Source organism: Prescottella defluvii, from assembly GCF_000738775.1.
GTDB classification, from domain to species: domain Bacteria; phylum Actinomycetota; class Actinomycetes; order Mycobacteriales; family Mycobacteriaceae; genus Prescottella; species Prescottella defluvii.
Window position 1 is genome coordinate 23,501 of sequence record NZ_JPOC01000057.1, and the last position, 23,978, is coordinate 47,478.

General features: G+C 69.1%; 20 protein-coding genes and 1 tRNA gene. 14 read left to right on the forward strand and 7 right to left on the reverse strand.

Annotated features, from left to right (window positions below):
* Positions 1–10: 10 nt before the first annotated feature.
* The 4 genes from efeO (at position 11) to IJ15_RS0119480 (ending at position 5,150) form a co-directional block, all read left to right on the forward strand.
* Positions 11–1,141: an iron uptake system protein EfeO gene (gene efeO / locus IJ15_RS0119465; RefSeq protein WP_031940017.1), complete on the forward strand. Its 1,131-nt coding sequence runs from the start codon at positions 11–13 to the stop codon at positions 1,139–1,141.
* Entirely contained in the window at positions 1,125–2,393 is a 1,269-nt protein-coding gene (efeB, locus tag IJ15_RS0119470) for an iron uptake transporter deferrochelatase/peroxidase subunit (RefSeq protein ID WP_031940018.1), read from the forward strand. The genes efeO and efeB overlap by 17 nt, the downstream gene beginning before the upstream one ends.
* Positions 2,394–2,503: 110 nt before the next feature.
* Positions 2,504–3,244 (forward strand): class I SAM-dependent methyltransferase, encoded by a 741-nt coding sequence (locus IJ15_RS0119475; protein WP_031940019.1) that lies wholly within the window; start codon positions 2,504–2,506, stop codon positions 3,242–3,244.
* A gap of 298 nt (positions 3,245–3,542) precedes the next feature.
* A complete protein-coding gene (locus tag IJ15_RS0119480; RefSeq protein ID WP_031940020.1) occupies positions 3,543–5,150 on the forward strand; it encodes an ABC-F family ATP-binding cassette domain-containing protein in 1,608 nt (535 codons plus the stop codon).
* 7 nt (positions 5,151–5,157) lie between these two features.
* Here the strand turns inward: IJ15_RS0119480 and IJ15_RS0119485 are convergent, their stop codons facing one another.
* From IJ15_RS0119485 to IJ15_RS0119495, 3 genes are all read right to left on the reverse strand, one after another.
* A complete protein-coding gene (locus IJ15_RS0119485; RefSeq protein ID WP_031940021.1) occupies positions 5,158–5,844 on the reverse strand; it encodes a MazG family protein in 687 nt (228 codons plus the stop codon).
* Between the two features lie 5 nt (positions 5,845–5,849).
* Positions 5,850–9,515 (reverse strand): transcription-repair coupling factor, encoded by a 3,666-nt coding sequence (gene mfd / locus IJ15_RS0119490; protein WP_031940022.1) that lies wholly within the window; start codon positions 9,513–9,515, stop codon positions 5,850–5,852.
* Between the two features lie 160 nt (positions 9,516–9,675).
* A complete protein-coding gene (locus tag IJ15_RS0119495; protein WP_031940023.1) occupies positions 9,676–10,266 on the reverse strand; it encodes a TetR/AcrR family transcriptional regulator in 591 nt (196 codons plus the stop codon).
* A 220-nt stretch (positions 10,267–10,486) separates the two neighbouring features.
* Here IJ15_RS0119495 and IJ15_RS0119500 point away from each other — a divergent pair.
* From IJ15_RS0119500 to IJ15_RS0119525, 6 genes are all read left to right on the forward strand, one after another.
* Positions 10,487–10,557, forward strand: a tRNA-Gln gene (locus tag IJ15_RS0119500).
* 291 nt (positions 10,558–10,848) lie between these two features.
* Complete coding sequence (glmU, locus tag IJ15_RS0119505) at positions 10,849–12,327, forward strand: bifunctional UDP-N-acetylglucosamine diphosphorylase/glucosamine-1-phosphate N-acetyltransferase GlmU (RefSeq protein ID WP_031940024.1); 1,479 nt, start codon at positions 10,849–10,851, stop codon at positions 12,325–12,327.
* A complete protein-coding gene (locus IJ15_RS0119510; protein ID WP_031940025.1) occupies positions 12,324–13,304 on the forward strand; it encodes a ribose-phosphate diphosphokinase in 981 nt (326 codons plus the stop codon). The genes glmU and IJ15_RS0119510 overlap by 4 nt, the downstream gene beginning before the upstream one ends.
* Positions 13,305–13,378: 74 nt before the next feature.
* Positions 13,379–14,005, forward strand: a complete 627-nt coding sequence (locus IJ15_RS0119515) for a DUF2461 domain-containing protein (RefSeq protein WP_031940026.1) — start codon at positions 13,379–13,381, stop codon at positions 14,003–14,005.
* Between the two features lie 128 nt (positions 14,006–14,133).
* Positions 14,134–14,811 carry a hypothetical protein gene (locus IJ15_RS0119520; protein ID WP_081880833.1) on the forward strand — a complete coding sequence of 226 codons (678 nt, stop codon included), beginning with the start codon at positions 14,134–14,136 and terminating at the stop codon, positions 14,809–14,811.
* Positions 14,812–14,835: 24 nt separating this feature from the next.
* Positions 14,836–15,345, forward strand: a complete 510-nt coding sequence (locus tag IJ15_RS0119525) for a GNAT family N-acetyltransferase (protein WP_031940028.1) — start codon at positions 14,836–14,838, stop codon at positions 15,343–15,345.
* Here the strand turns inward: IJ15_RS0119525 and egtD are convergent, their stop codons facing one another.
* Genes egtD through egtA form a run of 4 tightly spaced genes read right to left on the reverse strand, consistent with a single transcriptional unit; the run spans position 15,346 to position 19,596 of the window.
* Positions 15,346–16,317: an L-histidine N(alpha)-methyltransferase gene (gene egtD / locus IJ15_RS0119530; protein ID WP_031940029.1), complete on the reverse strand. Its 972-nt coding sequence runs from the start codon at positions 16,315–16,317 to the stop codon at positions 15,346–15,348.
* A 35-nt stretch (positions 16,318–16,352) separates the two neighbouring features.
* Entirely contained in the window at positions 16,353–17,081 is a 729-nt protein-coding gene (gene egtC, locus IJ15_RS0119535; RefSeq protein ID WP_031940030.1) for an ergothioneine biosynthesis protein EgtC, read from the reverse strand.
* Positions 17,081–18,370: an ergothioneine biosynthesis protein EgtB gene (gene egtB / locus IJ15_RS0119540; protein ID WP_197059869.1), complete on the reverse strand. Its 1,290-nt coding sequence runs from the start codon at positions 18,368–18,370 to the stop codon at positions 17,081–17,083. Before egtB ends, egtC begins: the two co-directional genes overlap by 1 nt.
* Entirely contained in the window at positions 18,367–19,596 is a 1,230-nt protein-coding gene (gene egtA / locus IJ15_RS0119545; RefSeq protein WP_031940032.1) for an ergothioneine biosynthesis glutamate--cysteine ligase EgtA, read from the reverse strand. The genes egtB and egtA overlap by 4 nt, the downstream gene beginning before the upstream one ends.
* A gap of 86 nt (positions 19,597–19,682) precedes the next feature.
* Between egtA and IJ15_RS0119550 the strand changes: the two genes are divergently transcribed.
* The 4 genes from IJ15_RS0119550 (at position 19,683) to pth (ending at position 23,971) form a co-directional block, all read left to right on the forward strand.
* A complete protein-coding gene (locus IJ15_RS0119550; protein WP_031940033.1) occupies positions 19,683–20,855 on the forward strand; it encodes an aminotransferase class V-fold PLP-dependent enzyme in 1,173 nt (390 codons plus the stop codon).
* A gap of 110 nt (positions 20,856–20,965) precedes the next feature.
* Positions 20,966–22,441 carry an FAD-dependent oxidoreductase gene (locus IJ15_RS0119555; protein ID WP_031940034.1) on the forward strand — a complete coding sequence of 492 codons (1,476 nt, stop codon included), beginning with the start codon at positions 20,966–20,968 and terminating at the stop codon, positions 22,439–22,441.
* Positions 22,442–22,715: 274 nt separating this feature from the next.
* Positions 22,716–23,297 (forward strand): 50S ribosomal protein L25/general stress protein Ctc, encoded by a 582-nt coding sequence (locus tag IJ15_RS0119560; protein ID WP_031940035.1) that lies wholly within the window; start codon positions 22,716–22,718, stop codon positions 23,295–23,297.
* Between the two features lie 95 nt (positions 23,298–23,392).
* Positions 23,393–23,971, forward strand: a complete 579-nt coding sequence (pth, locus tag IJ15_RS0119565; protein ID WP_031940036.1) for an aminoacyl-tRNA hydrolase — start codon at positions 23,393–23,395, stop codon at positions 23,969–23,971.
* Positions 23,972–23,978: the final 7 nt, after the last annotated feature.

Below are 23,978 nucleotides of genomic sequence, written 5' to 3' on the forward strand. Positions count from 1 at the left end.
GGTTCCGCCCGTGCGTCGTTCCACCTCCGCGCTCGCCCTGCTCGCGATCGCTCCCCTCGCCCTCGCCGCGTGCACATCCAAGTCGGCCGCGGGCGACGAGGCGATCGTGGTGACCGCCACCGACACCTCGTGCGAGATCTCGGGCAGCACCGCCGAGACCGGGAACACCACGTTCTCGATCACCAACAACGGCGCCAAGGTCACCGAGTTCTACGTCTTCGGTGACGGCGACCGGGTGATGGGCGAGGTCGAGAACGTCGGCCCGGGACTGACCCGTCAGCTGATCGTCAATCTCGCCGAGCCCGGGACCTACCACACCGCGTGCAAGCCGGGCATGGTCGGCGACGGGATCCGCACCGCCTTCACCGTCACCGGCGACTCGGTGGCCGCGACGGACTCCGACGGTCGCCTCGCCGAGGCGGCCGCCGGATACAAGCGCTACGTCGACAGCCAGCTCACCGCCCTGCAGGAGACCGTCACCACGTTCGTGGCCGCGATCAAGGCCGGTGACGTCGCCGCAGCGAAGGCGCAGTACCCGCTCACCCGTACCTATTACGAGCGCATCGAGCCGATCGCCGAGAGCTTCCCCGACGATCTCGATCCGCGGATCGACCTGCGCGAGGTGGACGTCGAACCGGGCTGGAACTGGACCGGCTTCCACCGTCTCGAGAAGGACCTGTGGGTGGCGGGACTGCAGCCCGACACGAACGCGATCGCCGACCAGCTCGTCGCCGACATCCAGGAACTCGCCGACGGCGTGGCCGCGCCGGACTTCGTCGTCGACCCGATCCAGGTGGCCGGCGGGGCGCAGACCCTGCTCGACGAGATCGCGCGCACCAAGATCACCGGCGAGGAGGACATCTTCTCGCACACCGATCTGTACGACTTCCAGGCGAACGCGGACGGGTCGCAGGCCGCGATCGCGGCGCTGCGTCCGATCCTCGACGAACGCAACCCGGAACTGGCCGGACGCATCGACCAGCGGTTCGCCGAACTGGACCAGGCGCTCGCGCAGTTCCGCCAGGCCGACGGCTTCGTCTCGTACGACACCGTGACCGAGCCGCAGCGTCAGGCGCTGTCCCAGAAGATCGACGCGCTGTCCGCCGAAGTGAGCCAGGTGCAGGGTGTCGTCGCCGGATAGGGGTCTGTCCCGGCGACGACTGTTCGGGGCAGTCGGAGCAGTCGGAGCGGGCGCGGTACTGGCCGGGGCCGGCGCCACGGCGGGACGGCTGACCGCGCCCGCTGCGGCCGAATCGACAACGCAGACAGTGGCTTTCCGAGGCGTCAACCAGGCAGGGATCGTCACGCCCGCGCAGGATCGCATGCACTTCGTCGCGTTCGACGTCATCACCGAGTCACGCGACGAACTGGTGGCGATGCTGCAGAAGTGGACCGAGATGGCCGAGCGGATGACCGCGGGTGAGGAGGCCGCCGCCGACGGCGCGGTCGGCGCCGGCGAGTACAAGCCTCCCAGCGACACCGGTGAGGCAACGGACCTGCATGCGTCGAAGCTGACGCTGACGATCGGGTTCGGTCCGTCGCTCTTCGAGGCGAACGGCAAGGATCGATTCGGGATCGCCGACAGGAAGCCGGCCGCGCTGGTGGACCTGCCGAAGTTCACCGGCGACGCGCTCGAACCGGCCCGCTCGGGCGGCGACATCGCGATCCAGGCCTGCGCCGACGACCCGCAGGTCGCGGTGCACGCGGTGCGCAACCTGGCGCGCGTCGGTTTCGGCGTCGTCGCGGTCCGCTGGTCGCAGCTGGGGTTCGGCCGCACGTCGTCGACGTCCACGAGTCAGACGACGCCGCGAAACCTGTTCGGCTTCAAGGACGGGACCCGCAACATCAAGGCCGAGGACCCGGCGGCGGTATCGGAGTTCGTGTGGGTCGATCCCGCCGACGATCAGGCCTGGATGGCGGGCGGTTCCTACCTGGTGGCGAGGCGCATCCGCATGCTGATCGAGCCGTGGGACCGCACCACCCTGCACGAGCAGGAGCGGGTGTTCGGCCGGAGCAAGGGCAGCGGCGCACCGCTGGGGCGGAAGGACGAGTTCGACGACCTCCAACTCGACGCCAAGGGTGCCGGCGGCAGGCCGGTGATCGATGCCGACGCGCACGTGCGGTTGGCGTCGGCCGAGGAGTTGGGCGGCATCCAGATCCTGCGCCGCGGCTACAACTTCACTGACGGCACAGACGGTTTCGGCCACCTCGACGCCGGACTGTTCTTCATCGCGTACTGCCGCGACCCACAGAAGCAGTTCGTGCCGATGCAGCAGAGCCTGGCCCGCAACGACGCGCTGAACGAGTACATCAAGCACGTCGGCTCCGCGGTCTTCGCGGTCCCGCCGGGTATCGGCGACGGCGACTACTGGGGGTCGACGCTGTTCACGTGAGGAAACACGCTCGGTACGTTCCGGCGGACCGATCTCGCGCTTGAACGAGCGGGTATCCGCATTTCGCCCTACGGTGACGGGATCGAACCGATTCGGACAAAGGGGCGCACATGCAGAGCCAGTTCGACGAACTCGCCGATCTCTACGAGGGCATGGCCGGCTGGCCCTTCAGACGGCACCTCGAGATCCCCAACGTCCTGGCCGCCCTCGGGGATCTGGAAGGACGCGATGTCCTCGACTTCGGTTGCGGCAACGGCATGTACTCGCGGTGGCTGAAAGAACAGGGCGCACGGGTGGTCGGCTACGACGTCTCCGACGGCATGCTCGACTACGCCCGCCGGTGGGAGGCGAGCAGCCCACGCGACATCTCGTTCACCTCCGATCTCACCGACGATCTGGAGGGGTGCTTCGATCTGATCCTGGCCGTGTACGTGTTGCCGTACGCCACCACCAGGGCCGAACTCCACGACATGTGCGCCCAGATGGCACGACCGCTCCGTCCGGGCGGACGTCTCGTCACCCTGCCGATCCATCCCGACTATGTCCGGGATCCGTCGTACTACGAGCGCTACGGCTTCCGGCTGACCCCGATCGGCCCGGACGGGGACGGCAGCAGCGTCAAGCTCGACCTCTTCGACCCGTCGAACCACGAAGCCGACGAGGACACCGTCACTGCGTACGTGTGGAACAGGCCGAGCATCGACGACGCCATGCACACCGCCGGATTCCAGCTGGTCCAGTGGCTCGACCATGCCCAGGTGCGGACACCGGAGGCGGACGCCGAAGCAGACCTGCTGCGCGGCTACTGGGAGAAGCCGCACGCTGCCATCCTCAACTGCCGCAAGCAGTGACCGTCCGGGCGACGCTGATAGAGTGCCGCTCATGGACATCGAGGTCGACAAAATCTAGCCACCGGACTTGCCGGTGGCGTTGCCGATCGGGCGCGGACCGCGCCTCGGCTGACGACCCATGCCCATTTCAGGGCTCCCTTCCCCGGCACTTCCGGCTCGCGCCGATCACGCTTCCCGTGTGCACAGCGATGTCGACCCACCCGTACGACGCATGCTTGCCCGTCCCGGCGACCTCTCGTGATCGGTCGTTCCCTCAGCCCTGCTGATCAGCAACCTTTCACGAAAGGGACGGCAACGCATGAGTGCCTCCGCAATCACTTTGAGAGACACCACCTTCGAATGGCCCGACGGTACCGTCGCGCTCGACCGCGTGAGCGGCACCTTCACCACCGGGCGCACCGGACTCGTCGGCCGCAACGGCGCGGGCAAGTCCACGCTGCTCCGACTGGTGGCCGGACTGCTCCAGCCCACATCGGGGCGGATCGACACCGTCGGAGAAGTGGGTTACCTCCCCCAGACGCTGACCACGCGCAAGGAGTCGACCGTCGCCGAACTCCTCGGCATCGACGGGATCGTCGAAGCCCTCCGGGCGATCGAGGGCGGCGATCCGGATCCTCGACACTTCGACACGGTCGGCGACGACTGGGACATCGAGGCGCGCGCAGACGAGGCACTGCACGAGATCGGCTTCACGGCAGCCGATCTCGACCGACCGGTCGCCACGGTCTCCGGCGGCGAGGCCATGCTCATCGCCATCACCGGACTGCGGATCCGCCGCACCCCGATCACGCTGCTCGACGAGCCGACGAACAACCTCGACCGGCCCACGCGTGCGCGACTGGCGGAGATGGTCGACAACTGGACCGGCACGCTCGTGGTCGTCAGTCACGATCTGGAACTGCTCGAGCACATGGACGCCACCGCAGAACTGCACGGCAGCAGGATCGAGGTGTTCGGCGGTCCGTACAGCGCGTGGAAGGAGTATCGCGAGCAGGAGCAGGCCGCGGCCGTGCAGGCCGCGCGCTCGGCCGAGCAGGCGCTCAAGGTCGAGAAGCGTCAGAGAGTCGAAGCCGAGACGAAGCTGGCCCGACGCGAACGAACCGCGAAGAAGACGCAGAAGGACGGCGGGATCCCCAAGATCCTGGCGGGGAATCGTGCCAGCAAGGCGCAGGCATCCGCCGGATCGATGCGTTCGACACTCGACTCCAAGGTCGAGGCCGCCCAGGCCGCCGTCGACGCCGCCGACCTGCGCGTGCGCGAGGACGAACACATCCGACTCGTCCTCCCCGACCCCGATGTACCACGGGGTCGGCGACTGGCCGAGTTCCATGACGGCGACCGCTCGATCGTCGTCCAGGGTCCGGAGCGGGTCGCGCTCGTGGGCCCCAACGGCGCGGGAAAGTCGACGCTGCTCGAGAATCTTCTGCACGGCACGACCGGGGATCCGGGCCGTGTCCACGGTGTCTTGTCGACGGACCGCGTCGGCTATCTTCCCCAGCGCCTCGACAACCTCGACGACCGCCTGAGCGCACTCGAGAACGTCCAGGCGGTCGCGCCCGGCACGGCAGCCGGCACGATCCGCAATCAGCTCGCGCGTCTGCTGATCCGAGGCAGTGCCGCCGACCGGCCGGTCGCGACGCTGTCCGGCGGCGAACGCTTCCGGGTGTCGCTCGCCAAACTGCTCCTGGCCGATCCTCCCGCGCAGCTACTGATCCTCGACGAGCCGACGAACAATCTCGACGTCACCAGCGTCGAACAACTGGCCGAGGCGCTCGACGCCTATCGCGGTGCGATGGTGATCGTCAGTCACGACTACGAGTTCCTGCGCAAGGTCGGTATCGACGTGACGCTGGAGCTCGACGGGAACGGTCGAATCGCGAAGCACCACAACGACTCACCCAGCTGATGGCGGCTCAGCTACTCCAGTAGGTTCGCCAGTCGTCCGCCCCGAGTCCGCCCCACGCGACGCCGTCCGCGTGTGCGGCGGACTCGGCGGCCCGGATCCGGTCGACGAATCGCAGTGTCGCCTTGCGTAGTTCGTCCTCGGCACTGCCGGGACCTCCCAGATGCACCAGCCGCAGCTCGTCCGGAACGAGATCGTCGGGCAGTCCGGCCTTGCGGGCCCGCGAGATCACCTTCTCGGCGAGCGCCAGCGCCGGCTGCATCAGCGCAATCCCGTCGATGCACGACTGTCGGGCCTTCTCCGCGGCCTTCCGCAGTTCCCACGCGCGCTCCTGCTCGGCGACGTCGACGGGACCGGTGACCCCGTCGGTCAGGTGCGGGCTGCGGTGCGCGAGCTTCGCGACGAGTGTCGCCGCGACGTCGTCGACGGTGAACTGACCGGCCGCTTCCGCGATCCGGGAGTGGAAGAGCACCTGCAGCAGCAGATCCCCCAGTTCCTCACGAACTCCGACCGGATCTCCGACCTGAACGGCGTCGAGCAGTTCGTACGCCTCCTCGAGCAGGTACGGCCGCAGCGAGTCGTGCGTCTGGGTCACCTCCCAGCCACCGAACCCCCACAGTCGATCCATCACCTCGACGGCCTCGATCAGGGCATCACCCGCGCGCCACTGTTCGCCGTGCTCGCCCCGGTCGCTCATCCGCGTCAGACCCCTGCCTGCGCAGCCGATTGCGTCGACACGTCCACCGCGCCGGCCGCCTTGCCGTCCATCGCGAGCAGGAAGTCCGCGATGTACTGCAGCAGCTCGACGTCCCGCACCCGATCGGCGCCCACGCCGCCGGATCCGGCACGCGGCAACGGCATCTGCACCAGGCCGGTCGTGGCCCGGTACTGCGCGCTGGGGTAGATCCGCTTGAGCCGCAACTGCTTCGAGTCCGGCAGCTGCATCGGTGAGATCTTGAGCTGGGTTCCGGTGACCGCGACCTCCTCGATCCCGTACTCGCGACACAGCAGGCGCAGCTTCGCGACCGACACCAGGCGGCCCACCTCCTCGGGCAGCGGACCGTACCGGTCGACGAGTTCGTCCACCACGGCGGCGATGGCGTCGGTGTCGGCGGCCGCCGCGAGCTTGCGGTAGCCCTCGAGGCGGAGCCGGTCGCTGGTGACGTAGTCGGGTGGAATGTGCGCGTCCACCGGCAGGTCGATCCGCACCTCCTTCGTCTCCGGCTCGGTCGTGACGGGTCGGCCGTCGGCGACCGCGCGGTACGCCTCGACCGCCTCGCCGACGAGTCGCACGTACAGGTCGAAACCGACGCCCGCGACGTGGCCGGACTGCTCGGCGCCGAGCACGTTGCCGGCGCCGCGGATCTCGAGGTCCTTCATCGCGACGGCCATACCCGCGCCGAGGTCGGAGTTCTGCGAGATGGTGGCGAGCCTGTCGTACGCGGTCTCGGTGAGCGGCTTCTCCGGCGGGTACAGGAAGTACGCGTAACCCCGTTCCCGGCTGCGGCCGACGCGACCGCGCAACTGGTGCAGCTGCGACAGGCCGAGCGAGTCGGCCCGCTCGACGATGAGGGTGTTGGCGTTGGAGATGTCGAGGCCGGTCTCGATGATGGTGGTACACACCAGCACGTCGAACTCACGCTGCCAGAAGCCCTGCACGGTCTTCTCGAGCGTCTCCTCGTTCATCTGCCCGTGCGCCACCACCACCCGCGCCTCCGGGACGAGGTCCCGAATCCGCTTGGCGGCCTTGTCGATCGAGCTCACCCGGTTGTGCACGTAGAACACCTGGCCGTCGCGCAGCAGTTCGCGCCGGATCGCGGCCGCGACCTGCTTGTCGGCGTACGCCCCGACGTACGTGAGGACCGGGTGCCGTTCCTCGGGCGGGGTGAGGATCGTCGACATCTCGCGGATCCCGGCCATGCTCATCTCGAGGGTTCGCGGGATCGGCGTCGCCGACATGGTCAGCACGTCGACGTGCGTGCGCAGCGCCTTGATGTGTTCCTTGTGCTCGACACCGAAGCGCTGCTCCTCGTCGACGATCACCAGGCCCAGGTCCTTCCACCGGACGCCGGTCTGCAGCAGCCGGTGCGTACCGATGACGACGTCGATCTCCCCCTCCGCCAACTGCGCGATGATCTCCTTGGACTCGGCGGCGTCGGTGAACCGGGACAGCCCCCGCACCTTCACCGGGAACGCCGCCATCCGCTCGGTGAACGTCTGCAGATGCTGTTGGGCCAGCAGCGTCGTCGGCACCAGCACCGCGACCTGCTTGCCGTCCTGCACGGCCTTGAACGCGGCGCGGACCGCGACCTCGGTCTTGCCGTAGCCGACGTCGCCGATCACGACACGGTCCATCGGGACCGCCTTCTCCATGTCGGCCTTGACCTCGTCGATCACGGTCAGCTGGTCGTGGGTCTCGGTGAACGCGAAGGCGTCCTCCATCTCCTTCTGCCACGGCGTGTCCGGGCCGAAAGCGTGACCCGGCGCGGCCTGTCGCGCGGCATACAACTGCACCAGTTCGCCCGCGATCTCGCGGACAGCCTTGCGCGCCTTACGCTTGGTGTTGGCCCAGTCGGAACCGCCCAGCTTGCTCAGCGCCGGCAACTCGCCGCCGACGTAGCGCGAGAGCTGATCGAGCGCCTCCATCGGCACGAACAGCCGGTCACCGGGATGACCCCGCTTGCTCGCGGCGTACTCGATGACGAGGTACTCGCGGCGCGCACCACCGATGGTGCGCTCGACCATCTCCACGAAGCGGCCGATGCCGTGCTGGTCGTGCACCACCATGTCGCCGGCGTGCAGCGCCAGCGGATCGACCTGGTTGCGGCGCTTGGCCGGCATCCTCTTACCGTCCCCGGCCGCCGCGACCCGGTTGCCGGTGAGATCGGACTCGGTGACAATGACCAGTCCCGGGACACCGTCGGCCTCGGAACCGTTCGCCTCGGCGGCACCGTCGCCGGGAAGCACCAGCCCCTCGTGCAGCGACCCGCACAGCACCCCGACCAGCCCGCGGGCCGGTTCGGCGCCCGGCGCCAGTTCGCCCGCCGGGACGTCGGCGTCACGCAACCGCTCGAGCACCCGCTGCGCGGTACCGGAACCCGCCACCACGACCACCGCGCGTCCGCCGGTGGTGACGTGCGCGCGCAGGTTCGCGAACAGCATCGAGAGCATCTCGTCGGAACCGCGCACCTCCGGCGCCGACTGCACCGGCAACACCGTCTCGGTGTCGCTGCCGGAGGCCAGCGGACTGATGGTCCACCACGGCCGACCATGCGCCTCGGCGCTCTCGCGCACCTGGCGCAGCGAGCGGTATGCAGAGGCTCCCAGGTCGATGCCGCCGCCGAGCACCGACGTGTCGATCGGAGCGGCGCCGCCGATCGAGGCCGCCGTCCACGACGCCTCCAGGAATTCCTGCCCGGTGCGAACCAGGTCGGTTGCGCGCGTGCGGATCTTCTCCGGATCGCACAGCAGCACGTGGGCACCATCGGGAAGCACGTCCGAGAGCAGTTGCAGCTCGCCGGGCTGCAGCAGCGGCAGCAGCGCCTCCATGCCCTCGACCGGGATGCCGGCGGAGAGCTTGTCGAGCATCTCGACCAGCGCCGCGTCGGCGGGGTTCTCCGTGGCGAGCTGCGCGGCACGGTCGCGCACCTGCTCGGTGAGCAGCAGTTCGCGGCACGGCGGAGCGATGACGGTGGCGACCTCGAGTTCGGGCAGCGACCGCTGATCGGCGACCGAGAACGCGCGCAGTTCGGTGATCTCGTCGCCCCAGAACTCGACGCGCACGGGATGGTCCGCGGTGGGCGGGAAGATGTCGAGAATGCCGCCGCGGACCGCGAACTCGCCGCGCTTGCCGACCATGTCGACGCGCGTGTACGCCAACTCGACGAGCCGCGAGATCAGTCCCTCGAATTCGTGCTCGGTCCCGACCCGCAGAAGGACCGGCTCGATCTCCCCCAGCCCCGGCGCCATGGGCTGCACCAGCGAGCGGACCGTCGTCACGATCACCTGCAGCGGCGGGCCGTAGTCGGGGTCCTCGGGTCGTGCGAGACGGCGGAGCACCTGGAGCCGGCGCCCGACCGTGTCGGCCCCGGGCGACAGGCGCTCGTGCGGCAGCGTCTCCCACGACGGGAACTGAGCCACCGCGTCCCCGAGGATCTCGCGCAGTTCGACGGTGAGGTCGTCGGCCTCACGACCGGTCGCGGTCACCAGCAACAGCTGGACCTGCTCGGCGAGGGCCGCGGCCACGAACGGCCGCGCGGGGTTGGGGGCGACGATCTCGACGGACGACCGGCCGATGCATTCGCGCACCCGGCCGATGGCACTGTCCGCGAGGGCTGTCCTCGCGAGCCCGGCGAGCGGAGTGGCCACTGCGGACGAGGACGGAGCTGATGGGGACACGGAAGACAACGACGGCGCTCCTGATGTCGTGAAATGCAGACTGTTCGATTCTATGCGCGCGTACCGACACCGGCCCGACACCCGGCCCGACCCCACGCCCGCCGCCCGCGACCGGCCGGGCCGGGGTCGATCACTCGCCGAGCTGCGGATCGGCCTCGAGGTTGGTGAGCCCGTTCCAACACAGGTTCACCAGGTGGGCGGCGACGACCTCCTTCGACGGCGTCCGCTCGTCGAGCCACCACGTCGCGGTCGTGGCGACCATGCCGACGAGAGCCTGTGCGTAGAGCGGCGCGAGCTCCGGATCGAATCCGCGGCGCGCGAAGTCGCCGGCCAGAATGTGGCCGACCTGCCGGACCGCCTCGTTCAACAGACTCGAGTAGGTGCCCTCCTTCGCGGCGACCGGAGAGTCCCGAACCAGGATGCGGAATCCGTCGGTCCGCTCCTCGACGTAGGTGAGCAGCGCGAGAGCGACCCGTTCGACCCGGACCCGCGACCGGTTCTGGATCAGCGACGAGGTGATCATCTCGAGCAGCTTGGACATCTCGCGGTCGACGACGACGGCGTAGAGCCCTTCCTTGCCACCGAAGTGTTCGTAGACGACCGGCTTGGACACCTGGGCCCGCGCGGCGATCTCCTCTATGGAGGCGGCCTCGTACCCGCGTTCGGCGAAGAGTGCGCGTCCGATCTCTATCAACTGCTCCCGACGCTGGGTGCCCGTCATCCGTGTTCGCGGCGCGCGTTCGGCACCCTGGGATTCTCGTGATGGTCGCGACACTCGGGATAACCGTCCTTTCCGACACGCCGTACAGAACACGGACGGCGCTGGTAGAGGCCAGCCTATAGCGCACTCCGCGACGATTTTCGCCTGCGGTTCGACGCGCGGCGCGTCGACGTGCGAGGATCGGTCCCGCGTTGTGAGCGTCAGCTCGCGATCGCGGTAATCCGCCGTAGTGTAATGGCAGCACCTCTGATTTTGGTTCAGATAGTTCAGGTTCGAGTCCTGGCGGCGGAGCTCCCCCACTCATTCATCTCCACTCGGTCGAGTGTGATTCCCGCCACCGCCTACCGAGCGGTAGGTTCGGTGTTGCTACCGTCCCGTTAACGTTCGTTTCCCGACGAGAACGGTTGTTCGCACGGTTCCCCGATCCCGGGCCGCCCGGTTCTCCGGACGACCGTGCCACCCACAGCTAGTGTCGGGCGCGTTGCCATCACGAGAACTCGTCGCGATATTCTCTGTCGGAACGTGCGCGACGAGTCCGCCCGCGCAAGCGGCCAAGCGTAGATCGACACTCGAGGGAGCTTCATGCCACCGAAGACCGCCGTCATCGTCCTCGCCGCCGGTGCCGGGACTCGAATGCGGTCGAAGACCCCCAAGGTGCTGCACACTCTGGCCGGGCGCTCGATGCTCGCTCACTCCCTGTACGCCGCGGCGGCCGTCGAGCCCACCGAACTGGTCACGGTGATCGGACACGATCGTGAGGCGGTCGGAGCCGCCGTCGACGAGGTCGCCAAGCAACTGGGACGCGCTGTCGCGACCGCCGTCCAGGACGAACAGAACGGCACCGGGCACGCCGTCGGCTGCGGATTGACGTCGCTGCCCGACGACTTCGACGGCACCGTCCTGGTGACCGCCGCCGACGTCCCCCTGCTCGACGCCGAGACGCTGCGCGCGCTGGTCGGCACCCACACCGCCGAACCCGCGGCGGCGGTGACCGTCCTTACGTCGACGGCACCGGACCCCACCGGGTACGGGCGAATCCTGCGCACCACGGACGGGGAGGTCGCCGCGATCGTCGAGCAGGCCGACGCCACCGAGTCGCAGCGCGCAATCACCGAGGTCAACTCGGGGGTCTACGCGTTCGACGCCGCGACGCTCCGCGACGCGCTGTCGTCGCTGAGCGCGGACAACGCGCAGGGCGAGTTGTACCTCACCGATGTCATCGCGATCGCCCGACAGTCCGGGAAAACCGTTCGGGCCCAGCACATCACCGACAATCTTCTCGTCGCCGGAGCCAACGACCGGGTCCAGTTGGCCCAGCTCGCCGGCGAACTCAACCGCCGCATCCTCGAGCGGCACATGCGGGCCGGGGTGACCGTGGAGGATCCGTCGAGCACGTGGATCGACGTGGACGTCACGATGGATCGCGATGTCACACTGCGCCCCGGTGTCCAGCTCCGCGGCACCACCCGGATCGGCGAGGACGCCGTCGTCGGCCCCGACACCACGCTCACCGACGTCGTCGTCGGGGCGGGCGCATCGGTGATCCGCACGCACGGTGAGGGCTCCGCGATCGGACCGGGCGCGACCGTCGGCCCGTACACGTACCTGCGGCCCGGCACCACGCTCGGTGTGTCCGGCAAGCTCGGTGCCTTCGTCGAGACCAAGAACGCCGACATCGGCGCGCACTCGAAGGTGCCGCACCTGACCTACGTCGGTGACGCGACGGTCGGCGAGCACAGCAACATCGGAGCATCCAGCGTTTTCGTCAACTACGACGGCGTGAGCAAGAGTCGCACCGTCGTCGGTTCGCATGTGCGCACCGGATCCGACACCATGTTCGTCGCACCCGTCCGCGTCGGGGACGGCGCCTACACGGGCGCGGGCACTGTCCTGCGCAACGACGTGCCACCGGGGGCGCTCGCCGTCTCGGGTGGCAAGCAACGCAACATCGAGGGTTGGGTCGAGCGGAATCGACCCGGTACTCCCGCTGCCGAGGCAGCGGCACTAGCAGCCCAGCAACAAACCGATCAGCTAGAACCAAAGGATGGCGAAGACCAGTGAGCGCGATATCCAGCGACGTGCAGAAGAACTTGATGCTCTTCTCGGGCCGCGCACACCCCGAATTGGCGGAGCAGGTGGCCAAGGAACTGGACATCCAGGTCACGCCGCAGACTGCTCGTGACTTCGCCAACGGCGAGATCTTCGTCCGGTTCGAAGAGTCGGTGCGAGGCAGCGACGCATTCGTGCTGCAGAGCCACCCGGCGCCGCTGAACCAGTGGATCATGGAGCAGTTGATCATGATCGACGCGCTCAAGCGCGGATCCGCCAAGCGGATCACGGCGGTGCTGCCGTTCTACCCGTACGCCCGCCAGGACAAGAAGCACCGTGGACGTGAGCCCATCTCGGCCCGCCTCATCGCGGATCTGCTCAAGACCGCGGGCGCCGACCGGATCATCACGGTCGACCTGCACACCGACCAGATCCAGGGCTTCTTCGACGGCCCGGTCGATCACATGCACGCGCAGGGGCAGCTCGCCCAGTACGTGCGCGACAACTACGGCACCGACAACATCTGCGTGGTCTCCCCCGACGCGGGCCGTGTGAAGGTCGCCGAGAAGTGGGCCGACGCCCTCGACGGCGCACCGTTGTCGTTCATCCACAAGACCCGCGATCCGCTGGTGCCGAACCAGGTGAAGTCGAACCGCGTCGTCGGTGACGTCAAGGGTCTGACCTGCGTCCTGATCGACGACATGATCGACACCGGCGGCACCATCGCCGGCGCCGTGGAGGTGCTCAAGAACGCCGGTGCCGGTGACGTGATCATCGCGACCACGCACGGCGTGTTCTCCGATCCGGCCGCCGAGCGTCTCGCGAACTGCGGCGCCAAGGAGGTCATCGCGACCAACACGCTGCCGATCCCGGAGGAGAAGCGGTTCCCGACGCTGACGGTGCTGTCCATCGCGCCGCTGCTGGCCCGCACCATCCAGGAGGTCTTCGAGAACGGCTCGGTGACCTCCCTCTTCGACGGCATCGCCTAAGAGGCACTGCGCGCTCGTGCGCCTTTTCGGTGGGTACGCCCACCGGAAAGGCGCACGGGCGTAGCCTGTTCGGTGTGTTCGCAGGTTTCCCAACCACCGCACTGGACTTCTACGAGGATCTCGAGGCCGACAACAGCAAGGCCTTCTGGACCTCCCACAAGCCCGTCTACGACACCGACGTCCGCGCGCCCATGGTCGAGCTGCTTGCCGACCTCGAACCCGAGTTCGGTTCAGGGAAGGTCTTCCGCCCGCACCGCGACGTCCGGTTCTCGAAGGACAAGTCGCCGTACAAGACTCATCAGGGTGGTTTCGTCGAAACCTGCCCGGGTGTCGGATTCTACGTGCAGATCGACGCGTCGGGGTTGTTCGTGGCCGGCGGCCACTACGCCCACACTCCCGAGCAACTCGCGCGCTATCGCGAGTCCGTCGACGACGAGCGTCGCGGCCGTGCCCTGCAGCGCATCGTGCGCAAGCTCGAATCCGCCGGCTTCGACATCGGCGGGGACCGTCTCGTCACTCGCCCGCGCGGTGTCGCCGCCGACCATCCTCGCCTCGATCTGCTGCGGCATCGGTCGCTCACCGCAGGGCGCAACTACGGGTGCCCGGACTGGCTCGATTCAGTGGACGCCACCGGGCACGTCCAGCTCGCCTGGCGGGCGATGCGTCCCCTCGTCGACTGGTTCACGGGTGTCTTCACGTAGCGGAGATGGCGTGCGGCACAAGACTTTGCCGAGATCCAGAGCTCCCGAACATGAGTTTGATCACGCGCGGCGGGAAAAGTGGACCTCGGTGTAGCCGCGCTCCGAGCGGTGCCTTATTGTGGCTCGTCGTGATCGACGCGCAGACCCTGCAAAACCCCGCCGCCGCCTCTGTTCCGAATTCTCAACCGGTTCGCCGATGGACTCCCGGGTCTTGTGTGTGGTGCGGAAGCGCCGAATCGATCGAAGTGTTCCGCAACGAACCGCGCTGCGACACGTGCCGTGAGCACGAGACCGTGATCGACGAGGCCCGCAAGTTCATGGGGATGTACGGCCTGCGCCCGATCGGCGGCACGCTGCAGTCCGACGACGACGAAGAGCGCGAGTGGCGGGTCAACGCCCGCGATGCCCGTGCGGCCCTGAACCAGATCCGTCTGCCCGAGCCGCCGGACCCGGCGCTGATCCGCAAGTCGATGCGCCCCAAGGCTGCTCGTATCGTGACCGCGTTCGAGGCCGAGTCGGCGCCGGCCCGCAAGGCACCCGCGCGCCCCCGCGCCGCCTCGTCGGCGCCTGCCCCCGAGCCGACCGCCGCCGTCGCGCCGGCGAAGAAGCTCGACGTCGCAGCGCTCGAGGAGCGGGTGACGGGTCTGCTCGACCAGCTCACCAAGGTCGACACCCAGATCGGGCTGGCCGAGGCCGCTCAGGGTCTGGCCGCACGTGCCCGCCTCAACGACCTCAACGGCCAGAAGGCGACCATCCTCCGCACGCTCGCGGCGCTCGAGAAGGCGCGCCGCAGCGCGGGCGAGTAGCGACAGGGACGGGACAGGGACGGCATGCTCATTCGTGACGCCGTCGAGGGCGATCTGCCGAGGATCCTCGAGATCCACAACGAGGCGATCGCCAATACGACGGCGAACTGGGACGACGTGCCGGCCGACCTGGCCGAGCGGCGGCGGTGGTTCGACGACCGCGGCCGTCTCGGGTTCCCGATCCTCGTCGCGGACGTCGACGGCACAGTCGCGGGCTACGCGTCGTACGGGGTGTGGCGGCCCAAGAACGGATACCGCCACACCGTCGAGAACTCGGTGTACGTGCATGTCGACCACCACCGTCGGGGCATCGCGACTGCGCTCATGGCGCAGCTGATCGAGCGGGCCCGCACCGCCCGGATCCACGTGATCGTGGCGAGCATCGAGTCGTCGAACACCACGTCCATCGCGCTGCACGAGCGCTTCGGGTTCCGGATCGTCGCCCAGATGCCCGAGGTGGGACGGAAGTTCGACCGCTGGCTGGACATGACCTACATGCAGTTGACGTTGCCCGATCCGTTCGCCGCCGAGTAGTCAGCCCCGGCGGGCACACACCAGCGCGAACCTCTCGTTCTCGTCGGTCCAGGTCTGGATGTCGTCGAAGCCGGCCGCGGTGAGTTCCGCGCGGATGCCGTTCCTGCGGAACTTCGCGGAGATCTCGGTGCGGATCTGCTCGCCCGCCGCGAACGGCACCGTCAGGCCGAGGTCGGGCACCCGGACGGTCATCGCGGTGTCGGCCTCGAGGCGCATCTCGATCCATTCCTCCACCGGATCCCACAGCGCGACGTGCCGGAACCGGTCCAGGTCGAAGTCGGCGCCCAGTTGTTTGTTCAACACCGACAGCACGTTGAGGTCGAACTGGGCGGTGATCCCGGCGGCGTCGTCGTACGCGGGCACCAGCACGGCGGGATCGGTCACCAGGGCGACGCCGAGCAGCAGATGCTCGCCCGGGTCCAGGACGTCGGCGACGCCGGCCAGAAAGGCGCGGCGCTCGTCGGGCACGAGGTTCCCGAGCGTTCCACCGAGGAACGCGATCATCCGGTGTCCCCCACCCGGCAGGTGATGCAGCGAGTCCGTGAAGTCACCCACCACCCCGTGGACGTCGATCTCCGGGAACTCCGCCGCGATCCGGCGGGTCGCATCGCGCAGTGCGCTCTCGGACACGTCCTGCGGAACGTACTTCTCGAGCGACCCCCGTGTTCCCAGCGCGTCGAGCAGCAGCCGGGTCTTCTCGGACGAGCCCGACCCCAGTTCCACCAGGACCTGCGGTGCCGCGAGAGCGGCGATCTCGCGGGCGTGCTCCTCGAGCAGGCCTCGCTCGGTCCGGGTCGGGTAGTACTCCGGAAGCCGCGCGATCCGCTCGAACAGTTCGCTGCCCCGAGCGTCGTAGAACCACTTGGGCGGCAACCATTTGGGGGTCGACGTCAGCCCGCGGGCAGCATCCGCCCGTAGCGAGTCCGCCAGTTGGTCGGGGGTGATGTGGACTTCGAGGGTCGGTGCTCTCATACCTCTCCGATCTCCAGAACCTTCTCGGATGACGCTCACAGCGGGGTCGTGATCAGGTGGCCGGGACGTGCGGTGACGATGTGCCCGTCCGGTACCTCCTTCCAGTTGTGGTTGCGGTCGTACGGTTCGGAGCTGACCACCGCGCGGTCGTCGTCGACGAGTGCCGAGAGCGAGTGGTCCCACGTGGTCGCCCACAGTTGACGCCCGTCGCCGAGCAGCATGTTCAGTCGCGACCCGGGAGCCGCCTCATTCACCGCCGCCGTCACCTGCATCAGGGCCACCTCGGGGCTGTTGTCGCGCAGGGCGTGCCGGACGAGCAGCCACAGCAACGCCGAATCGGTGGGCGCCTCGAGCCCCAGCAGATCCACGGGGGGCAGCGCGGACGCGGGACCGGCCATCGACTCCGGCCAGTTCGCGATGCGGCCGTTGAGGCTGAACGCCCAATGCCCGGACACGAACGGCGCGCACGCGGTGCGCTCGACCGGCATCCCGACGGTCGCCGAGCGGATCGCGGCCAGCACCGCGTGCGAGCGGACACGCGACAGCATCTCGGGTAGCACCGGATCCGACCAGATCGGCATCGCGCTGCGGTACCGCGACAGCGTCGGCCCCCACCACGCCGCACCGAACCCGTCCGCGTTGATGGTGCCGCCGCCGCGCATGTCCCGCGGATCCCACGACTGCCGCAGCAGCGAGAACTCGCCCGCCGAGATGACCTCCCGGACGGACCGTGTCGGGCCGATGTAACCCAGGTGCCGACACATCACGTGTCCCGGGCGCAGCGGAAGCCGGCGAAGATCTGCCGCCGGATCGGATGGTCCCAGTTCCGGAAGGTGCCCCGGCACGCGATCGAATCGGTGCCGAACGACCCGCCGCGCAGGACCCGGTAGTCGCCGTCGAAGAACACCTCGGAGTACTCGCGATACGGAAACGCCGCGAACCCCGGATAGCCCGTGAACGCCGACGCCGTCCACTCCCACACGTCGCCCATCAACTGCTGCACACCGAGGGGGGACGCGCCCGCGGGATACGCGCCGACCGGCGCCGGACCCAGGTGATGCTGCCCGAGATTCGCCCGGGTCCGGTCGGGTTCGTCGTCGCCCCAAGGGAACCGTCGCGACCGCCCGCTCACCGGGTGCCACCGCGCCGCCTTCTCCCATTCCGCCTCCGTCGGCAGCCGCTTGCCGGCCCACCGCGCGTACGCCTGCGCCTCGAACCAGCAGACGTGCACCACCGGTTCCTCGGCGGGAACGGGCTCGAGGCCCCCGAAGTGGTGCCGCCACCAGGTGCCGCTCCCGTCACCGGTCCAGAACATCGGCGCCTCGAGCCCGGACTCGTGTCGGTGCCGCCACCCGCGGTCGCTCCACAACTCGCGCCGCCGGTATCCGCCGTCGTCGATGAAGCGCGCGTAGTCGCCGTTCGTCACCGGCGCGGTGTCGATCGCGAACTCCTCGACGTACACCCGGTGCGCGGGGCGCTCGTTGTCCAGTGCCCACCGATCGTCGGAGGTTCCCATCGTGAACTCCCCCGCGGGGATCACCGCCTCGCGAGCGGGGAGCGCGGCGCCGGCCGGGACCGGCGACGCGGTCAGCACCGGGGCCCCCTTCCGCAGCTGATGGGTGGCGAGCATGGTCTCGGCGTGTTGCTGCTCGTGCTGCGCGATCATCGCGAACGCGAACCCGTCGTGTTCGAGACGTCGCCCACGAAAACTGCTCGCGTCCAGCACATCCCACATCTTGTGGCGAACCTGGCCGACATAGCGCCGCGTCTCGGCGGGCCCGAGCAGCGGCAGTGCGGGGCGGGTGGACCGCGCATGCTTGAAGGCGTCGTACAACTCGTCGATGTCCCGGCGGACCGGGTCACGACCGCCCACGTCGCGAACCAGCCACAGTTCCTCCTGGTTGCCGATGTGCGCGAGATCCCACACCAGCGGGCTCATCAGCGGCGAGTGCTGCGCCACCAGGTCGGCGTCGTCGACGCACTCGGTCAGCATGTTGCTGCGTTCCCGCGCCCGCAGCAGCGCCGTCTCCAACTGCTCGCGGACCCCCGTCACGACTGCTCCCCCGTCACGTATCGCCCGCGGCGACAACGCGCCGCTGCGGCACCGAGGCCCGCCGCCAGTCCCCGGTCCGGTGCGTGCGTGGCCGCTAGGTCGAGCAGGTCGACCGCGGCGGCACGCACCTCCCCGTCCCCGAGTCCGGCCCGGGCCGCGTCGGACCACCGTCCCCGCGTCGCGGCGGCGACGGCCACGGCCGCGCGCGCCGCCTCCGGGGAGGACGACAGCGCCTCGACCGCCGCGATCGGGACCCGCCACAGATCGCCCGGCTGGGCGTCGAAGTACCGCACCTCGAGGTGACCCACCGCTCGTACCGGCGGGAACACGGTGGTGAGGTGGTAGTCCAGATCGGCGTGGGTGGGCCGGCGGCCCAGTTCGTCGTCGAGTCCGCCGTCGATCCAGTCCGCGAACGTCGCACCCGGCGGCGCCGTCCAGCACGGCCCGTCCCGGATCACACACAGCAACGGGACGTCGAGGACCCAGCGGGCGTAGTCACCGACCGGATCCACCGTCACGTCGGACGTTCCGGTGGTGCGGGGCGGATCCAGCTCGAGCCACGTGCGCATTCGCTGCGACGCCCAGTCCCCGGGCGGGATGCCCTGCAGTCGCGGCGAGCACGCGAACGCGGCGATCAGGGCGGGCCCGACAGCGTGCAGCAGGTTCCACCGACCGGCCACCTCGTCGACATCGGCACCCGCGTCGATGCTGACCTGCACCGCGGCGGTGTTGCACATCATGAGCTTGCCGAACGGGCCGATGCCCTCGAAGCGTTCCTCCATCGCCCGATACCGGGGCAGCTGGAGGAGCCGCCGAGCCGCGCGACGTGTGTCGGCGGCGCCGGAGTGGGCGGCGATGGAACGGCGGGCGAGGAGGGTGCGCAGAACCCGTTCATCGGAGGCGAGGGCGTCGCACAGTGCGCGAGCGCTGTCACGGGGAGCGCTGGAAAGTTCGATCTGACCGCCGGGTTCGACGGTGACGAGACTGCCGTCCGGCAGGGGCCGAGCAGGGGAACCGGGAACGAGCGAGGGGGGTGCATGGGGGCCGAGAGCCGCGGCGATGGCAGTCAGTTCCGGGCGCGTGGGGGCAGGGCCGGCGTGCGCGGTGAGCCACTCGAGCTCCGCGCCGATCAGCCTCGGCGGACCCAACTTGAAACAGACCCCGCCGACGTACGCCTCGGCTGCGGGCCGCGACGTCAAACTGGTGGACTCGACAGCAAGAACCATGCCATCCTCCCCTCGGGGGCGGTCGAGCGTCCTTCTCGAGGGTAGAGCCCGCTCCCCGTTGTGGCTACCACTGAGGAGGAATTGCCGTGCTCGATCTCGAACGACTCCGGCAGGACACTCCGGGATGCCTCGAGCGGGTGTTCCTCGACAGCGCCGGATCGTCGCTGCCCCCGCAACCGGTGCTGTCGACCGTCATCGGGCACCTGCGCCGCGAGGCCGAGGTGGGCGGGTACGTCGCGGCCGCCGAGCGCGCCGACGACCTCGCCGCGGTCCGCCCCTCGATCGCCCGGCTGATCGGCGCGACACCGGCCGCCATCGCCCTGGTCGACAGCGCCACGCGGGCGTGGTGCGAGTTCTTCGGGTCCGTCCCGTTGGGCGCCGGAGACCGGATCCTCGTCTCCCGCGTGGAGTACGCGAGCAACGCGATCACCGCGCTGCACCGTGCCGGCGCGGCGGGCGCGACCGTCGAGGTGGTCCCCAGCGACCCCACGGGGCGGATCGACCTCGACGCCCTCGACCGGATGCTCGACGAGCGGGTCCGACTGCTGTCGCTGGTGCACGTGCCCACCAACGGCGGGCTGATCAACCCGGTGCGGGAGGTCGTCGACCTCGCGCACCGACACGGCGCGCTGGTGCTGCTCGATGCATGCCAGTCGATCGGACAGATTCCCATCGACGTCGATGCGCTCGGAGTGGATGCGCTGTCGGCGACGGGGCGGAAGTGGCTGCGAGGCCCCCGCGGGACCGGATTCCTGTACCTGCGCCCCGACCTCGCCGCATCACTGATGCCGTCCGCACTCGATCTTCATGGTGCGGAATGGATTTCACCGGACGAATATCTTCCTGCGCCGGATGCGACACGATTCGAACTGTGGGAGTGCGACGTCGCCGCACGACTGGGACTCGGCGCCGCGGCCGACTACCTCCTCGGCATCGGAATCGACTACGTGGCAGCAGCGATCGCCGAGCGCGCCGACGCCCTCCGCGACGGACTCGGCGCGCTGCCCGGCGTCGAGGTGCGGGACCTGGGCGTCGACCGGAGCGGCATCGTGACGTTCACCGTCGACGGCGTCGATCCCGTCCGGGTCCGCGACCACCTCGCGGACCATCGGATCACCGTCACGGTGAGTGGACGCTCGTCGACCCTGCTGGACATGAGCGCGCGCGGTCTCGACGCCGTCGTCCGCGCGTCGCCGCACTACTTCGTCTCCGACAGCGACGTCGAGCGATTCCTCCGGACGGTCTCGACCCTCCGCTGACCGGACCCGGAGCGGACTTATGTTCCCGCTGGGCGGGATCGGTGTGCCGCCGAACTCCTACCGCATGTAAATGATCTGTGTCACACATTCATTCGCGAGAGGACGACCACATGGCTGACGCCACCCCGATCCGACCGATCCTGGCTGATCAAGTCACCGAATGGGCCTACGAAGCCGACGTCGTCGTCGCCGGATTCGGTGTCGCCGGCGCCTCCGCCGCGGTCGCCGCCGCCACCGAAGGTGCCGAGGTCCTGGTGCTCGAGCGCACCGGCGGCTGGGGCGGCGCCGCGGCCATGGCCGGCGGGTTCATCTACATGGGCGGTGGCACCCCGGTGCAGAAGGCCTGCGGTTTCGAGGACACCGTCGACAACATGAAGGCGTTCATGAAGGCCGCGCTCGGCCCGGGCGTCGACGAGGCCAAGATCGACGCTTACTGCGAGGGCAGCGTCGACCACTACCACTGGCTCGTCGACGAGTGTGGCGTCCCGTTCAAGATGAGCTTCTGGGGTGAGCCGGGCTGGGAGCCGCCGGGCGACGACGGCCTGCAGTACACCGGTGGCGAGAACTCCGCCCCCTTCAACGCGACCATCCCGCCCGCCCCGCGCGGTCACGTCCCGCAGATGCAGGACAAGCACGTCAGCTCCGAGAAGGGCGGCGGCTACATGCTGATGAAGCCGCTCACCGACAAAGCCGCCGAGCTGGGCGTCAAGGCCGAGTACGACATGCGCGTGCAGGCCCTGATCGTCGATGTCGACGGTCGCGTCGTCGGCCTGCAGGCCAAGCAGTACGGCAAGGACGTCTCGGTCCGCGCCCGCAAGGGCGTCGTGCTCGCGACCGGCAGCTTCGCGTACAACGACGACATGCTCGCGTCGTACGCCCCGCGGCTGGTCGGGCGTCCCGCCGCCTCCATCGAGGAACACGACGGCCGCGCGATCCGCATGGCGCAGGCGCTCGGTGCCGACCTCGCGCACATGGACGCCACCGAGGTCGCGTTCTTCTGCGATCCGCAGCTGTTCATCCGCGGCATCCTGGTCAACGGCCGCGGTCAGCGCTACATCAACGAGGACACCTACCCGGGCCGCGTCGGCCAGGCCACGCTGATCGAGAACCAGAACCAGGCGTTCCTGGTCATCGACGAGGAGGCGTACGAGGAGGGCATGACTCGTCCGACGTCGAGCCCGCAGCTGCGCCGGCAGCCCAACTGGGTCGCCGAGACCGTCGAGGAGCTCGAAGCCGAGATGGGCCTGCCCGCGGGTGCGCTGCAGGCGACGGTCGACGTCTACAACCGCCACGCCGCGAACGGCGAGGATCCGCTGTTCGGCAAGAAGACCGAATGGGTCAAGCCGATCGGTTCCCCCGTCGCCGCGATCGACCTGCGCGGCATGACCGGCGGCTTCACCCTCGGTGGCCTGCGCACCAGCGTCGACTCCGAGGTTCTCCACGTCTCCGGCGAGCCGATCCCGGGACTGTTCGCCGCGGGTCGCTGCACCTCGGGTGTCTCCGCCGGCGGCTACGCCAGCGGCGCCTCGCTGGGTGACGGCAGCTTCTTCGGCCGCCGCGCCGGCAAGAGCGCCGCGAAGGCCTGACACTCACGCCTCGCCGAATCGGCCCGGTCGACGCCTCGCCGTCGGCCGGGCCGATTCCCCGTTTCCGCAGGCCGTCCGGTAAAGTGTTTCGAGTTGTCTCGGCGAGGGCGATTCGCGAAGTACTTTTACGCTGAATCACCGTGATCGACGCGGCCACGGCTCCGCTCGAGCAGTCTGTACTGCTCCCCGGCCGTCCGTCCGTGTCAGTCCGGCTCTCCCGCGACCACGATCGACCGCCAGCGAAATCTCACGTGAGTTGTAGGAGCCGTTCACCATGTCTGACGAAAACCGCCTCGTAGCCTCCACTCGTTCCGAGTTCGGCAAGGGTGCCGCCCGTCGTGCTCGCCGCGACGGCCAGGTTCCCGCCGTCCTGTACGGCCACGGCACCGATCCCAAGCACCTGAACCTCCCGGCTCGCGAGTTCGCCGCCGTCCTGCGTGCGCACGGCACCAACGCCGTCATCACCCTCGACATCGACGGCCAGGACGAGCTGGCGCTGACCAAGTCGGTCGTCGTCCACCCGATCCGCCGCTACATCGAGCACGCCGACCTGCTGATCGTCAAGAAGGGCGAGAAGGTCTCGGTCGAGGTTCCCGTCGTCGTCACCGGCATCCCCGGCCCCGGCGCGCTGGTCACCGAAGAGGTCACCACCATCAAGCTCGAGGTCGAGGCGCTCAACATCCCCGAGCAGGTCGAGATCTCCGTCGCCGGTGCCGCCATCGGCACCCAGTTCCTGGCCGGTGCCGTCGCGCTGCCCGAGGGCGCGACCCTGGCCGACGATGCCGAGCTGCTGCTCGTCAACATCGTCGCCGCTCAGGCCGAGGCTGCTGCCGAGGCTCCGGCCGACGAGGCCTGAGCAGCTCCACGCTGAACGTCGTGCGGCGCGCCGAACCCGATTCGGGTTCGGCGCGCCGTTGCTTTGTACGACACGGATCGTGAAAGGACACCTCGGTGAGTGACGAGACCGGCACCGCACTGGTCGTCGGCCTGGGTAATCCGGGACCGCAGTACGAGAAGACCCGCCACAACATCGGCTTCATGGTGGCCGACGTGCTCGCGGGGCGAGTGAGCGGAAAGTTCAGCGCCCACAAGCGCAGTGGCGCCGAGATCGTCCAGACCCGGATCGCGGGCCGGCAGGTGATCCTCGCGAAGCCCCGGTCGTACATGAACCTGTCTGGTGGGGCGGTGTCCGGGCTCGCCCGCTTCTTCTCCGTGAAGCCGGAGAGCATCGTCGTCGTACACGACGAACTCGACCTCGACTTCGGCACCATCCGCCTCAAGCTCGGCGGTGGCGAGGGCGGCCACAACGGGCTGCGCTCGATCTCGCAGTCCCTCGGCACCAAGGACTACCTGCGCACCCGCGTCGGCATCGGCCGGCCGCCGGGACGCCAGGATCCCGCCGACTACGTCCTCAAGCCGTTCTCGAGCGTCGAACGCAAGGAACTCGACCTCGTGTGCGAGGAAGCCGCCGACGCTGCCGAGCTGGTCCTGCAACTCGGCCTCGAGGCCGCCCAGAACCGGCTGCACTGACCGCGCA

Bases quoted from the DNA above. Each gene is read 5' to 3' on its own strand.
- IJ15_RS0119475 (WP_031940019.1), top strand. From the start codon at position 2,504: ATGCAGAGCCAGTTCGACGAACTCGCCGATCTCTACGAGGGCATGGCC.
- IJ15_RS0119480 (WP_031940020.1), top strand. From the start codon at position 3,543: ATGAGTGCCTCCGCAATCACTTTGAGAGACACCACCTTCGAATGGCCC.
- IJ15_RS0119485 (WP_031940021.1), bottom strand. From the start codon at position 5,844: ATGAGCGACCGGGGCGAGCACGGCGAACAGTGGCGCGCGGGTGATGCC.
- IJ15_RS0119495 (WP_031940023.1), bottom strand. From the start codon at position 10,266: ATGACGGGCACCCAGCGTCGGGAGCAGTTGATAGAGATCGGACGCGCA.
- glmU (WP_031940024.1), top strand. From the start codon at position 10,849: ATGCCACCGAAGACCGCCGTCATCGTCCTCGCCGCCGGTGCCGGGACT.
- IJ15_RS0119525 (WP_031940028.1), top strand. From the start codon at position 14,836: ATGCTCATTCGTGACGCCGTCGAGGGCGATCTGCCGAGGATCCTCGAG.
- egtD (WP_031940029.1), bottom strand. From the start codon at position 16,317: ATGAGAGCACCGACCCTCGAAGTCCACATCACCCCCGACCAACTGGCG.
- egtC (WP_031940030.1), bottom strand. From the start codon at position 17,081: ATGTGTCGGCACCTGGGTTACATCGGCCCGACACGGTCCGTCCGGGAG.
- egtA (WP_031940032.1), bottom strand. From the start codon at position 19,596: ATGGTTCTTGCTGTCGAGTCCACCAGTTTGACGTCGCGGCCCGCAGCC.
- IJ15_RS0119555 (WP_031940034.1), top strand. From the start codon at position 20,966: ATGGCTGACGCCACCCCGATCCGACCGATCCTGGCTGATCAAGTCACC.
- IJ15_RS0119560 (WP_031940035.1), top strand. From the start codon at position 22,716: ATGTCTGACGAAAACCGCCTCGTAGCCTCCACTCGTTCCGAGTTCGGC.